Raw genomic sequence first — 13,452 nt, 5'->3', positions numbered from 1 at the left:
CCGAGTGAGCAGCAAGCGTGCGCCCTCCGCGCCGCCACAGATCGATGGCTACGAGTTCAAGAGAGTCGTCGGTTCGGGCGGTTTCGCGGATGTGTTCCTCTACGAGCAGCGCCGTCCGCGGCGCCAGGTCGCCATCAAGGTGCTGCTCAAGGAGTGGTCGAGCGCAACCCAGCGGGAGACGTTCGACGCCGAGGCCGATCTCATGGCCACCCTCGGCAACCACCCGTCCATCGTGACGATGTACGAGGCGGCGACCGCCGGGGACGGGCGCCCGTACCTGGCGATGGAGTTCTGCTCACGCCCCAACCTCGGGGCGCGCTACCGCAGCGAGCGGTTCTCCGTGGCCGAGGCGCTGCGGACCACCATCCAGATCGCCGGGGCGGTCGAGACCGCGCACCGGCTGGGGATCCTGCACCGCGACATCAAGCCGGCGAACATCCTTGTCACGCAGTTCGGCCACCCGGTCCTGACGGACTTCGGCATCGCGTCCACGCTCGACGAGGCGTCGGCGGCGGAGGGCATGTCGATCCCCTGGTCGCCGCCGGAGTCATTCCAGGACCCGCCGATCAGCGGGATCGCGACGGACGTGTGGGGCCTCGCCGCCACCTGCTACACCCTCCTCGCGGGCCGGACCCCGTTCGAGGTGCCCGGGGGATCGAACCGCTCGGCGGACCTCATGGCACGCATCGAGACCGGATCGCTGCCCGCGCTCGGCCGCTCCGACGTGCCGCCCTCGCTGGAGCGTGTCCTGGCCACCGCCATGAGCAAGCGGCCCACCTCGCGCTACCCGACCGCGCTGGCGTTCGCCCGGGCCCTGCAGCAGGTCCAGGTCGAGATGTCGCGCGACATGACGACGATCGACATCCTCGACGAGTCGGGCCAGATGCACCAGGAGGAGGACGACGACCAGGACGGCACCCGGTTCCGCAACGTCGTCTCGATCGACCCGGGCCAGCAGGCGCCCCCGGCGCGGGGCCCGGCCCCGGACGTCGCGTCACCACCTGCGGGGCCTCCTCGGCCGGCCCGTGCCGGAGGCGGCTTCGAGCCGCCGCGGCCGGGCGGCGAACAGCAGGGCTCCGTCACCGGTGCGCCCTCCGGCACGGGGATGGCGCCGCAGCCGGTGGGCACCGCCGCGGCGCCGCACCTGCCCTTCGTCCCGGGTGGTGGCGTCGTCGACACGGTCGAGGAGACCGTGGCGCGTACGTCGCTGCCCGCCGGGCAGCAGGGGGTCCAGGAGCACGCTCCGCAGGGAGCGGACCAGGAGGAGCCCTCGCCCGGCCCGAGGCGGCTCGTCGCGCCGATCCTCGGTGTGGTCGCGCTCGTGGCGATCGGGGTGCTCCTGTTCGTCCTGCGGCCCTGGGACGCGCAGCAGGACGAAGGCGACCCGACGGCCTCCGGCACCAGCACCGGCGAGTTCGACGACGGACTGGTCGACAACGTCGTTCCCAACTACCTGGCGCCCCCGCTGCAGGTCACGGCCGAGGCGGACGGCGAGCAGGTCGTCGTGACCTGGAAGAGGCCGGAGTCCTTCGAGGAGGGGGACCAGTTCGGGTACTGGGTGAAGAGCTTCTCCAAGGAACGGGCCTACACGTCCGTGGGCGACGAGACCACCGTCACCGTCGATCGCGAGCCCGGCGACACCTGCGTCGAGGTCGTGACGATCCGGGACAACAACCTGTCCGAGGCGGCAGATGACTGCGTACCTCCCGCGGAGGCAGACGGATGAACGGACTCTCGATCGAGTTCTGCGGCGAGTGGTTCCGCCCGGAGGGTGACGGGACGACCTTCGACATCGGCCGCGAGGGCGACCTCAGCGTCGACGACAACCCCTACCTGCACCGCCGCTTCCTCCGCGTGACGTACGAGGAAGGGATCTGGTGGCTGTCCAACGTCGGGTCGCTCATCTCGGCCACGGTGTGCGACGCCGGAGGAGGCGTGCAGTCCTGGCTGCCGCCCGGCAACCGTCTGCCGATCGTCTTCCCGAGCACGTCGGTGGTCTTCACCGCCGGCCCCACCACGTACGAGCTCAGCCTGCACCTCGAGGACGCCCCGTACCACGAGATCTCGTCCGACGACGACGCGGGCAGCGGCGCCACGACCATCGGGGCCATCCGGTTCACCACGAGCCAGCGCCAGCTCATCGTGTCTCTCGCGGAGCCCATGCTGCGCCGTGAGGGCAGCGGTCTCAGCGAGATCCCGAGCTCCGCGGCCGCGGCCCGGCGCCTGGGCTGGGCCGGCACGCGGTTCAACCGGAAGCTCGACAACGTGTGCGAGAAGCTCGACCGGATCGGCGTCAAGGGCCTGCGCGGCGACTCCGGATCCCAGGCCACCAACCGCAGGGCGCGTCTCGTCGAGTACGCGGTCGCCTCCCGACTGGTGACGCCCCACGACCTACCCCTGCTCGACCTGAAGGACGACGCCTGACATGTGGATGACGACGACCCGCCGTACCCGCGCGCTGGTCAGTGCCGAACGGACACTGCCATGACTCGCCTGCGGCCCACCAGAGAGCTGGTGCCCGGCTTCGCGATGGGAGGCGCGGCGATAGGTTTCGTGCTCGCCGTCACGACGTTCCTGCTGACCAGCGGGGGCCTGGGGACCGGCGAGTTCACCGATCCGTTCGAGGCGGCAGGTCGAGCCCTGGTGGACGCCTCCACGTGGACGGCGGTCCTGATCGGTGCGGTCGTGGGTGCGGTGGTCGGACTGGTGCTCGGTTTGAGCAGGAACAGGAAGGGATGACATGCGCGTCAAGGTGACGCTGATGCGGCGCGACGGGAGCCAGGACGACGTCGTGGTCGCGGCCGACGCCGGTGCGAAGATCGGCGAGATCGCCGACACGATCGCCCGGGTCGACCCACGCGGCGACGGCGCTGCGGCGGGCCCGCGCACGCTGGAGGCACAGCTGCCCGGTCAGGACCGGCCGTCGCGCCTGCCGGCGGAGGCCGCACTCGGTGAGGCCTCGATCGGGTCGGGCGCGTTCGTCGCCTCCGTCGAGCAGGCGATGCCCGGGTTCCAGTACCCGGGTTCGCAGCAGGTGCGGGCCGCCGTGCGGATCGACGGCGGCCGGACGGTCGAGCTCACCGAGGGGTCGTTCGTCCTCGGACGCGCGGAATCCAGTGACGTCGTCCTGCGCGATCCGCTCGTGTCGAAACGGCACCTGCGCATCGACGTCGGCGATGAGGTGGACGTCGTCGACCTCGGTTCCGCGAACGGCATGGTGGTCGACGGGGAGTACATGCAGCGCATGCGTGTCGACTCCACCCAGCAGATCCTCGTCGGCGACACCACGATCACCGTGGAGCGCAAGGGTGCTGGGGTCCTGACCGGCGTCGCCCCGACGGCAGGGCCGGTGCCGTTCACCCGGAGCCCGCGGGTCGAGGCGCGCTATCAGGGCGAGGACTTCGAGCCGCCCGAGGTGCCCAAGGAGACCGATCCGCGAGAGTTCCCGTTCCTCGCCCTGATCGCGCCCGTACTGATGGGTCTGGGCATGTTCACGATCACGGGCCGTCCCATGTCGCTGCTGTTCGTGGTCATGGCACCGATGATGATGTTCGGCAACTTCGTCACGCAGAAGCGGCAGGTCAAGAAGCGGAAGGATCGCGACGTCGACCGGTTCGACGAGCGTCTCTCCGCGCTGCGTGAGGGACTCGCCGAAGCCTCCGAGACCGAGCACTCCGTGCGGTTGCGCGAGGCCCCGGCCACGCAGCACGTGTACGTCGAGGCGATGCGCCACGGTCCGCTGCTGTGGACGCGGCGCCCGGAGCACTGGAACTTCCTCAACGTCCGGTTCGGGCTGGGCACGATGCCCAGTCGTAACTCGGTGACGACCGGCAGCAAGGGCAACCTCCTCAAGGAGTACCAGGACCTGCTGAACGAGGTCGTGGACAAGCACAAGGACATCGCCGGCGTGCCCGTCGTCGAGAACCTGTACGACGCCGGTGCGCTGGGCTTCGCCGGCCCGCCCGAGCAGGTCACGGGCAGCCTGAACGCCGTGCTGCTGCAACTCACCGGCCTGCACTCGCCGTCGGAGCTCGCCATCGCGGCCATGGTGAGCCCGGTGTGGACGGCAAGCCTGCAGTGGCTCACCTGGATCCCGCACACCTCCTCCCCGCACAGCCCGCTCGAGGAGCACCACCTCGCCGACTCCGCCGGCGGCGCGCAGAAACTGCTCGCCGAGCTGGAGGAACTCGTCTCGAACCGCCTCAAGGCGCAGCGCGGAGCCAGGCGACGCGGCGCGCTCAAGGAGGACGAGGGCGCGCTGGAGCGCGGCGGCGAGGTCGGTACGGGCGCCGACGAGGCGGGGACGAAGTCGCCGGTGCCCGCCGTCGTCGTGCTGATCTCGGACGACATCGACGTCGATCGCTCCCGGCTGATCCAGCTCGCCGAGCAGGGCGCCGACGCCGGCGTCTACCCGGTGTGGATCGCCGCGCAGGCGGCGAACCTGCCGGCTGCCTGCCGGACCTTCGTCGACCTGGGGCCCGAGGGGCCGCGGGTCGGCATGGTCCGCCTCGGGCGCTGGGTCGACGACGTGCAGCTCGAGACGGTGGACCCCACGACGGCGATGGAGTACGGCCGTCGACTGGCACCGGTGTTCGACGCCGGTGCGATCGTGGAGGACGCCTCCGACCTGCCGCGGGCAGTGACGATGCCGACGCTGCTGGGACACGACCTGTTCGAGAGCAGCCAGGCGGTTGTCGAGCGCTGGCGGCAGAACCTGTCGATCTACGACCGCTCCGGCCCGGCCAAGAGGCGCAAGCGTGCGGGAACGCTGCGTGCGATCGTCGGCTCGGCGGGTGTGGATGCCCAGCACCTGGACCTGCGGACGCAGGGCCCGCACGCGCTCGTGGGCGGGACCACCGGTGCGGGCAAGTCCGAGTTCCTCCAGGCGTGGGTGCTCGGCATGGCCGCCGAGTACAGCCCGGACCGCGTGACGTTCCTGTTCGTGGACTACAAGGGCGGTTCCGCGTTCGCGGACTGCATCGCGCTGCCGCACTGCGTCGGCCTGGTCACCGACCTGTCACCGGCGCTCGTGCAGCGCGCGCTCACGTCTCTCCGGGCCGAGCTGCACCACCGGGAACACCTCTTCAACCGCAAGAAGGTCAAGGACCTTCTCGAGATGGAGAAGCGGGGGGACCCGGAGACGCCCCCGTCACTGGTGATCGTCGTCGACGAGTTCGCCGCTCTGGTGGGCGACGTCCCCGAGTTCGTGGACGGCGTCGTCGACGTCGCGCAGCGCGGACGTTCGCTCGGCATCCACCTCATCCTGGCGACGCAGCGGCCTGCCGGTGTCATCAAGGACAACCTGCGCGCCAACACGAACATGCGCGTGGCGCTCCGCATGGCCGACCAGTCCGACTCCAAGGACGTCGTCGACGTGGCCGACGCCGCGTTCGTCGACCCGGCACTGCCGGGCCGTGGCCTGGTGAAGACCGGTCCGGGGCGTGTGCAGGCGTTCCAGTCCGGCTACGCGGGCGGCTGGACCACGCGTGAGCCGGAGCGAGCCAAGATCGAGGTGTCGGGCCTGCAGTTCGGGCGCGAGGACAAGTGGGAGGAGCCGGTGGTCGAGGGCGGTGACGAGGAAGGCAAGGACCTCGGCCCCAATGACCAGCAGCGCCTCGTCGCCCGGGTGATGGAGGGCTTCCGGGCCGCGGGTCTGCCCAAGCCGCGGCGTCCGTGGCTCGACCCGGTCGCGGACGTCTACGACCTCACCCGGTTGCGGCAGCGGACCGACAGCGAGCTCCTGCTCGGGGTCGCCGACGTGCCGGAGAAGCAGGCACAGGCCGTCATGTACTTCTATCCGGACCAGGACGGCAACATCGGCATCTACGGCACGGGTGGTGCGGGTAAGTCCGCCGCGCTGCGGACACTGGGCGCAGCGGCCGGGATCACGCCACGCGGTGGCCCGGTGCACGTGTACGGCCTGGACTTCGCGGCCGGCGCGTTGCGCATGCTGGAGTCCCTGCCGCACGTCGGCGCGATCGCCAAGGGTGACGACAACGAGCGGGTCGTCGGACTGATGCGCATGCTGCGTGACCAGCTCACCGAGCGCGCGGAGGCGTTCGCCGCGGTGACGGCGTCGAGCATCGTCGAGTACCGGCAGATCACGGGCCGGCGTGGCGTGCCGCGCATCCTGCTGCTGCTCGACGGCTTCGCGAACTTCAAGGACGACTACGAGATCGGTGCCGGCCGGGCCGAGTGGTATGGCGTGCTGCGCGACATCCTGCAGGACGGTCGTGGTCTCGGTATGCATGTGGCCTTCACCGCGGACCGCGCCGGAGCCATTCCGACGTACGTGCGGTCGCTGGTACAGCGCAACGTCATCCTGCGCATGCCGGAGGACGGGTACCTGGCGTTCGGCGTCCCGAAGGACATCATCCAGCCGACGTCACCTCCCGGGCGCGCGATCGTCGACGGTCTCGAGACCCAGATCGCCGTCATCGGCGGGACGACGTCCGTCTCCGAGCAGGCCGAGGCGACCGAGCGCCTCGCGGAGTCGATGGAGCGCGCCGGCGTGACCCCGGCGGACCCGGTGAAGGTGCTGCCGCGGGAGTACCCGGCGCTGGACCTGCCGGACGTCCTCGGCGACGAGAAGTGGCCGGTGCTGGGACTGGACAACATCAGGCTCGCGCCGTTCGCGTTCGACCCGACCGGCACGATGGTGGTCTCCGGGCCTCCTGGAGCGGGCCGGTCCAACGCGCTCGTCGCGATCACGAAGGCGATGCTGCGGGCCAACCCCGGCGTGCGGCCCTACCTGTTCGCGCAGGGGCGTTCGGCGATCGCGGGAGAAGTTCCGTGGACCGGGATCGCGACGGGTCCCGAGAAGGTGGCGGAGCTCGCCAAGGCTCTCGCCGTCGCCGTGCAGGACGAGGACACGGAACCCGGAATCCTCGTCGTCATCGAGGGCATCAACGAGTATCTCCAGTCCCCGGCCGACAAGCCGATCCAGGAGCTCACCAAGGCGATCCGCAAGAGCGACCATCTCCTCGTCGCCGAGGCGGAATCCGCCGCCTGGGGCGCGTCGTGGCCGCTGATCTCCGAGGTGAAGAACGGGCGTCGCGGCCTGCTGCTGCAACCGGCGAACCTCGAGGGCGACACGATTCTCAAGACCTCCCTGCCGCGCGCGGGCAAGGACGAGTTCCCGGTGGGCCGCGGTGCGTACGTGGCGCGCGGGAAGCACGTGCGGGTGCAACTGCCCCTGGTCCTCGGCGGGAGGTCCTGATGGGGACTGCTCCCCATGGTCGGAACCGTTCGGAGCCGCTAGGTTTCCGGCGGACCAACGATCACCGTGGCTGGACTGGAGGAGGTGTCGCGTGTGGCTGACCTGGACATGAACCTGGAGGATCTCCGGGCGCTTGCCGACGACCTGACGTCGATCAGGAGTGAGTTCGAGAACGCCGACGACAACGCCGAGGATGCGGCGGAAGCGACCGGGCACGATGAATTGCGCGATATCGTCAACGACTTCGCCGACGAGTGGCGGATCAAGCGCGGCGACATGATGGAGGATCTGGCGAAGCTGACCGACGTCATCAACCAGATCGCCGACTCGTTCACCGAGCTGGACACCGAGCTGGCCAATGCCCTCGAAGAGGGCGCCAAAGGGGAGGGCTGAGGTCAGCCATGGGTGATACACAGTGGGAAGCGCTCGACGGCAAGCCCTACACGGTCGGCGCCAAGGGCCGTCGGTACCAGGAGATCGCCGAGGCGATCCAGCGGTCGATGGGCTCGCTCGACAACATCGTCGACCAGATCGACAACAAGTCCTTGGCGATGGACGCGACGCGAGAACTCGCGAGCAGCGTCAAGGAGGACATCGAGAAGGCGCGGGTACGCTACGCCGACACCGGCGAGGCACTGGCCACGTACGGCGATGCCCTGGAGACCGCGAAGTACGAGCAGGCGGATCCGGCGGCCCGGGAGCTCGCGGGGCTGCGCGGTGAGCTGGAGGCGGCGGAGACGGCAGAGCGCAACGCGGCGAGTGCCGTCGACGACCTGCCCGACGACGCCAGCGACGCGGACAAGCAGTCCGCGGAAACGACCGCGACGAACGCGACGAGCGAGGCCTCGGCGCTACGCGGCGAGATCTCCCGGTACGAGCAGCAGTGGACCGATGGTCACGAGGCGAAGAACGCCGCCGCGGCTGTCGCGAAGGACAAGATCCACGAAGTCGTGTACGGCTCGAAGGTCAACGGGCTGAAGGACGGCTTCTGGGACAAGGTCAAGGAGATCGGCACCTTCCTGTACAAGGCGCTGAAGATCATCTGCGACATCGCGGGAATCCTCGCGATCTTCCTGTCGTGGGTGCCGATTCTGGGGCAGGTCCTCGTGGCGCTGGCCGCACTCGGAGCCATCCTCCAGATCATCGAGGGCATCGTGAAGATCGCGACCGAGGGCTTCAGCTGGGCCGCTCTCGGGGGCATCGGGCTCGGCGTCCTGGGCCTGTTCGGCGGCAAGGCGATCGGCGCCGTGGCCAAGTACGCCAAGGCGCGGTCGGTGGTGCAGACCTCGGCGCAGCTGTCGACGAGGGCGAGCAAGCTCAAGTTCGGGAACTCGCTGCTGAAGTCGTCTCGGAAGACGTTCGCGCTGACCAAGGGGCAGCGCGTGAGCGAGGCGCTGAAGTCGCCGTTCCTGCGGACGGCCACCGACAAGAAGATCGCCGGCCTGCTGAAGAGTCGCGAGTGGACGAATGCTCTCAAGACCAAGTTCCCCATGCCATACAAGGACGGCGGGATGCGTCTTGCGTTCGGCAACGACGACGTCGTCGACATGGCGAAGTTCTTCAGTCAGACCGGGCTCCGTATCGACGGCGCGACATCCGCCGCGATGAACACCGCGTACCTCGGTTCCATCACGCACAACTTCATCAACCTCGGCCGGAACACCTACAACCTGGGTACCGACATCCAGTCGGGCAACGGCTGGGGCATCGCCGGTGACGCGAGCACGATCGGTACCCAGCCCGCGGGCGGGGACTACAACAAGATCATCGGCAAGGGAATCAAGCTGGTCGGCTAGGTTCCTCGGAACACGGTGCCGAGCCATCTGCTGCGGGAGATCACGACATGACACGAAGACTGGCGGGATTCCAGCTCCGGCTTCCGGAGTCCTGGTTCGAGGTACCCGATGGGGTGCCGGACGTGACCGAATGGGCACGGACAGCCGCGGAGGCGATGCTGGCCGCAGCAACCGTCCCGCCGGACACGGATGCGGGTCAGGCCGTGGAGAACGCCCCTGAGGAGGCCCAGGACGATCCGGTGGCGGCTCTGGCGGAGCAGCTCGTGGACGTCGCGGGCTCCGTGCGGGACACGGGTATCCGCGGACTGGAGACCGCGGTGCTCGTCCGGCGGCCCGATCTCGGGATCGTCGACGCGATGATCACGCTCGTCGGCCAGCAGGGACTGGGCCGCGCGGAGTTCGACGCGCAACTGACCGGGGCGGTCGAGGACTCCGAGGACGCGGAGCACGTCTTCGCCGGAACGATCGACGCGGCGGTTCCCGCGGGTGATGCCAGTGGGATGCACCTCATGATCGGGCACCTGCGGGGCACGATGGGCGAGGGCGTCGCCGTGCTCGAGGAGCGTGTCGCGATGGGTGTCTTCCCACCCGGGTGTCCGGACATGGTGGAGGTGACCGCCATCGCGCGGAGCGCCGGCGTCTTCGACGACATGGCGCAGGCGGTCGTCGACATGATGGAAGGACTCACGATCGAGCTGGAGCCGGTGGCATGACGGACACGAACGGGCAGGCCCGCGTGCTCGGCCGAGGCATCCGGGTGATCGTCCCGGGAAGCTGGGTCAACATCCCGCTCAAGAGCCGCGAGGCCGCCCAGAAGTTCATCAAGAAGCTCGTCCGGGACCAGGTGGGCACGGACGACCGCCTCGCGAGCATGCGCCGCGACGCGGTACAGGAGCTGCTGAACAACGTGGGCGACGCCGTCGCCGTCGGCGTGCACACGTACCTGCTGTCCCTCGAGATGCTTCCGGGCGTGCCGTTCCCTGCCGCGATGGTCATGGTCGACGAGGAATGGCCGGCCGCGGCACGGGAGCACCGTGACGCGGGTGACACCGGTGCTGCCCTGCGCGCCTCCTTCCCTGAGGGAGAGGTGGCCGTGCAGCGCCTGGGGCCGGTGGCACGGGAGGTCGAGATGGCGGAGAAGGTCCTGGAGGACGGCGAGCAGCGCACCGAGAGCCTGACGATGCGACTGAGCTACCACGTCCCCTACCCCGACCGGTCGAAGCTCCTGCTCGTGCGCGTGAACGTACCGAACGTCCCGTCGGCGGAGCCGTTCGCGATGCTGTTCGACGAGATCGTCGACACGATCACGTTCCTCGAGAACGACGGGGGCTCGGCGCCGGGGGAGGACACGGCGGGTTCTTCCTCGCCGGTGGTGGCGCAGGCGGTCTGACCTGCCCGATGGGCAGGGCGGGTGCGCTGATACGGCGACCCGCCCTGCCCGTCAGCCGGCGTCCCGGCTGTCCCCGCCGTGCAAGCGATCGAACTCCTCCGCGCTGAGGTTGCCCTCTTTCATGCGTCGCGAGGCGATGAGGGTGGCGCCGACGGCGAGCACCAGACAGAGGATCGTCAGCGTGATCCATCCGCCGACGGCGGCGAAGAGAGCGGGCGCGACGAACGAGCTCAGGCCCCCGGCGAGGATCAGGGCGAAGCCCACCCCGATGGCGATCGCCCCCGGACGGAGAATCCGCTTGGTTCCCTCGTCGAGCGGCCCGATGTCTCGGGGATCGGTGTCAGACACTCTCTTCGCTCCTCGTGGATCGGCAGCCATGACCGATACGTACGGTACATGCGGGCACGGGCCCGCGACGGGAGCTTCGAGCGTGCTCCGTCGCGATCGACGCACGCAACCCGATACCTCGTCAGACCGGCTCGAGCAGCGCCGACAGCTTCCCGATCTTGCCGTCCGCGTTGAACTCGACATGCAGGTAACGCTGGTTCGCCTCGTACCTGACGAAGTTGGGCCCGGTACGTTCCGCCACCCCGAAGATGGCTTCGACCTCGGTCCGTGTGGCGGTCGGCGGTAGGCCGTCGACCAAGGCTGCCGGCCTCGGGTACACGCCGTAACTGGGGTCTTGCGCGTCAGGATGCATCCGCACGATGGCTGACACGAGCACGCCATCCTCGAAGAGCAGGTCTGTGCCTGCCGGTTTGAAGATGAAGTATGTGGACCTCTCGCTGCCCCAGTCGAACTCCTCGATCTCCATACCGGGCCCGACCAGGGCAATCGCGTCAAGGATGCGACGGTCACCCTGTGGTAGGCCCAGCACGTCCAGCATCACGGCCATCTCACCTGTGACGGTCACCATCAGATCCCTCGTTCCTTGTTGGCCGCGCGCATCTTCTCGATTGCCGCGGCCACGTCCTCGGCGTCGAATCCGGCATCGATCAGGTTCTGACTCTGGGTGGCGTAGTCCCTCTCTGCTGCCGCAGTCAGGTCCGACGCGTCGCCGCTGATCCGGTCCGAAGTGTTCTTCCCCCGCCAGGTGTCCCCCTTGGCGTGCACTTCCTTCGGGAGCTCGATCGCAATGCCCTGCTCGTGAATGTCCTTTGCCTCCTGCGGTGTCAGCTTACGGCCGAGCTCCTGTTCCTTGGCCTTCTTCAGCGCCGCGGACGACGGGATGTGGTCGTGCTCCAGGTTATCGCCGACCTTGGCGGCCTTCTTGAGATCACTGTAGGTTCCGACGTCGAGAGCCTTGACGTGTCCTGCGTTGTGGACGAGGACTGGTGTATCGGCGCTGAGGACGTAGTAGTTGGAGTGGGTCTCGACGTGGAAGTTGTAGACGGTTTCGGGGTCGGCGCGTTGTTCGGTCTCGATGGTCTGGATGGGGACGGTGGTGCCCTCGGGGGTGACCAGGAGGTCGCCGACGTTGAGGAATGCGGCGTCCAGCCAGCCGCGGCCGTGGACCATGAAGGGGTGTTCGGCGGTGGTCGAGACGCGTTCGCCGCCGATGGTGAGGTGGAACAGTTCGGTGGTGGTGCGCACGAAGGTCTCGGTGACGAGTTGGAGTTCGTCGTGGCCGGTGGCCAGGTCGTGGGCCCAGACCTTGTCGCCGGTTCGGATGTCTTCGATGGGGCGGGGGCCGTCGGGGGTGTGGATGAGGGTGCCGGCGACGAAGCACTTGCCGAACCCGAATTTGCACCAGGCCTTTTTCGCGCCTTGTTTGAAGCCTTGTTTGAGGGCTGCTTTGGATAGTCCCATGGCGGCTTTGGCGGCTCCGCCGAGGCCGATGAGGGAGAGGGCTGCGCCGGCGATGGCGAGTCCTGCTTCGGCCCAGGAGCGTTCGCCGGTGGCGGCGAGGGTGATGTTGGCCAGTGCGGAGACGATGGCTGCGACGGCGGCTATGACGATGAGGGCGCCGGCGATGGCGGGGCCGATGATGGGGATGAAGGCTGCGACGATGGCGAGGATGCCGGCGATGGTGGAGACGAGGTCGGCGATGTCGGCGATCGCGGCGACGAGTTTGGAGCCCCAGTTCTCCCACCAGCCGTCGTTGAGGTCGTCGTTGCTGGTGATTTCCTCGATGCGGGAGATGGCGTTGTCCGCGGCGGTGTTGCGGTCGGCCACGGCGTCCTCGACGGTGCTGCGTGCCGAGGAGACGATCCCGGCCGCGGTGGTCGCGTTGCCGGAGTACTCGGAGGCTTTCTGCTCGTACTCGCGTTTCTGTTCGTCGTCGGTGGTGGAGTCGGCCAGGTCCTGGAAGGAGTCGGCCTGTCGGGCGGCGGTCTCTTGTTCGGTCTGGGCGGTGCGGGCCTGTTCGAGCGCGGTCAGCGTTTCCTGCTGGACGCGTTCCAGGGCGCTGGAGTAGTCGATCAGTGCTTCACCGGCGGCCTCGTAGCGGCCGTGTGCTCGGCGGATCTCGCTGATGGTGTCTTCCTTCTTCTCCATCAGCGCGTCCACGGCCTGGGAGACGGTGCCGTCCACGTCCAGGCGTGACATCGCCGAGGCCGCGTCGTTGATGGCGCCGGCGACCTCCAGGTAGTCCTGTCCGCCGGCGAGTACGAGGACCGGGTCGCCCGGGGTCGGGTCGACGTCGAGTCCTACCGGGGACCAGTCCGAGGGCCGGTAGCTCACTCTTCACCCTCCAGTGCCGTGGCCAGGTCGGTGTCGACATCGGAGAACGCGTCCGACACCGCGGACGAGGCGTCTGCCAGCCCCCTCAGGCTCTCGGTCATCTTCTCGCGCGTGTCGTCCCACTTGTGGGCGAAGTCGCGCACGCACCCGGCCAAGCCCTCGTGTCCGACCGACTCCGAGATGCGGTCGCTGTTCGCGTTCGCGTTCTCGAACTCGTCCGCGACCGTCGTCAGGCTCGCCGCGAGTGACTGCACCGCCTCCAGGTCCAGCCTCAGATCCGCCATGGTCACACCTCCTGAGCTGGGAGGTTAACCGGCAGATTTCCAGACATGCAAGGAAAGAACTACCCATCCAACCAGCCAACA

General features: G+C 68.8%; 12 protein-coding genes. 8 read left to right on the top strand and 4 right to left on the bottom strand.

The features are described 5' to 3' along the window. The first annotated feature begins 4 nt into the window (after positions 1-4). From HGK34_RS03965 to HGK34_RS03930, 8 genes are all read left to right on the top strand, one after another. Positions 5-1,726, top strand: a complete 1,722-nt coding sequence (locus HGK34_RS03965; RefSeq protein WP_201845266.1) for a serine/threonine protein kinase — start codon at positions 5-7, stop codon at positions 1,724-1,726. Continuing rightward, the gene (locus tag HGK34_RS03960; RefSeq protein WP_201845265.1) at positions 1,723-2,424 is read left to right on the top strand and encodes a hypothetical protein; all 702 of its coding nucleotides are present in this window, start codon (positions 1,723-1,725) and stop codon (positions 2,422-2,424) included. The genes HGK34_RS03965 and HGK34_RS03960 overlap by 4 nt, the downstream gene beginning before the upstream one ends. Positions 2,425-2,484: 60 nt before the next feature. After that, the gene (locus tag HGK34_RS03955; RefSeq protein ID WP_201845264.1) at positions 2,485-2,739 is read left to right on the top strand and encodes a hypothetical protein; all 255 of its coding nucleotides are present in this window, start codon (positions 2,485-2,487) and stop codon (positions 2,737-2,739) included. 1 nt (position 2,740) lies between these two features. Continuing rightward, the gene (locus tag HGK34_RS03950; protein WP_201845263.1) at positions 2,741-7,219 is read left to right on the top strand and encodes a type VII secretion EssC family protein; all 4,479 of its coding nucleotides are present in this window, start codon (positions 2,741-2,743) and stop codon (positions 7,217-7,219) included. Positions 7,220-7,312: 93 nt separating this feature from the next. Then, positions 7,313-7,612 (top strand): hypothetical protein, encoded by a 300-nt coding sequence (locus HGK34_RS03945; RefSeq protein WP_201845262.1) that lies wholly within the window; start codon positions 7,313-7,315, stop codon positions 7,610-7,612. Between the two features lie 8 nt (positions 7,613-7,620). Continuing rightward, positions 7,621-9,015 (top strand): hypothetical protein, encoded by a 1,395-nt coding sequence (locus HGK34_RS03940; RefSeq protein WP_201845261.1) that lies wholly within the window; start codon positions 7,621-7,623, stop codon positions 9,013-9,015. Positions 9,016-9,062: 47 nt separating this feature from the next. Next, positions 9,063-9,728: a hypothetical protein gene (locus HGK34_RS03935; protein ID WP_201845260.1), complete on the top strand. Its 666-nt coding sequence runs from the start codon at positions 9,063-9,065 to the stop codon at positions 9,726-9,728. Then, positions 9,725-10,405, top strand: coding sequence for a hypothetical protein (locus HGK34_RS03930; RefSeq protein ID WP_201845259.1), 681 nt, complete (start codon positions 9,725-9,727; stop codon positions 10,403-10,405). The genes HGK34_RS03935 and HGK34_RS03930 overlap by 4 nt, the downstream gene beginning before the upstream one ends. A gap of 51 nt (positions 10,406-10,456) precedes the next feature. On the opposite strand, the gene HGK34_RS03925 is transcribed toward HGK34_RS03930, so the two are convergent. From HGK34_RS03925 to HGK34_RS03910, 4 genes are all read right to left on the bottom strand, one after another. Further along, the gene (locus tag HGK34_RS03925) at positions 10,457-10,753 is read right to left on the bottom strand and encodes a hypothetical protein (protein WP_201845258.1); all 297 of its coding nucleotides are present in this window, start codon (positions 10,751-10,753) and stop codon (positions 10,457-10,459) included. A 121-nt stretch (positions 10,754-10,874) separates the two neighbouring features. Next, complete coding sequence (locus HGK34_RS03920) at positions 10,875-11,321, bottom strand: hypothetical protein (protein WP_201845257.1); 447 nt, start codon at positions 11,319-11,321, stop codon at positions 10,875-10,877. After that, positions 11,321-13,087 carry a polymorphic toxin-type HINT domain-containing protein gene (locus tag HGK34_RS03915; protein WP_372433064.1) on the bottom strand — a complete coding sequence of 589 codons (1,767 nt, stop codon included), beginning with the start codon at positions 13,085-13,087 and terminating at the stop codon, positions 11,321-11,323. The genes HGK34_RS03920 and HGK34_RS03915 overlap by 1 nt, the downstream gene beginning before the upstream one ends. Continuing rightward, positions 13,084-13,371, bottom strand: a complete 288-nt coding sequence (locus HGK34_RS03910; protein ID WP_201845252.1) for a DUF6317 family protein — start codon at positions 13,369-13,371, stop codon at positions 13,084-13,086. The genes HGK34_RS03915 and HGK34_RS03910 overlap by 4 nt, the downstream gene beginning before the upstream one ends. Positions 13,372-13,452 lie beyond the last annotated feature (81 nt).

Origin of the sequence: Myceligenerans indicum (assembly GCF_016742955.1) — a bacterium.
Taxonomy (GTDB): domain Bacteria; phylum Actinomycetota; class Actinomycetes; order Actinomycetales; family Cellulomonadaceae; genus Myceligenerans; species Myceligenerans indicum.
This window is presented reverse-complemented; position numbering and strand designations above follow the sequence as displayed.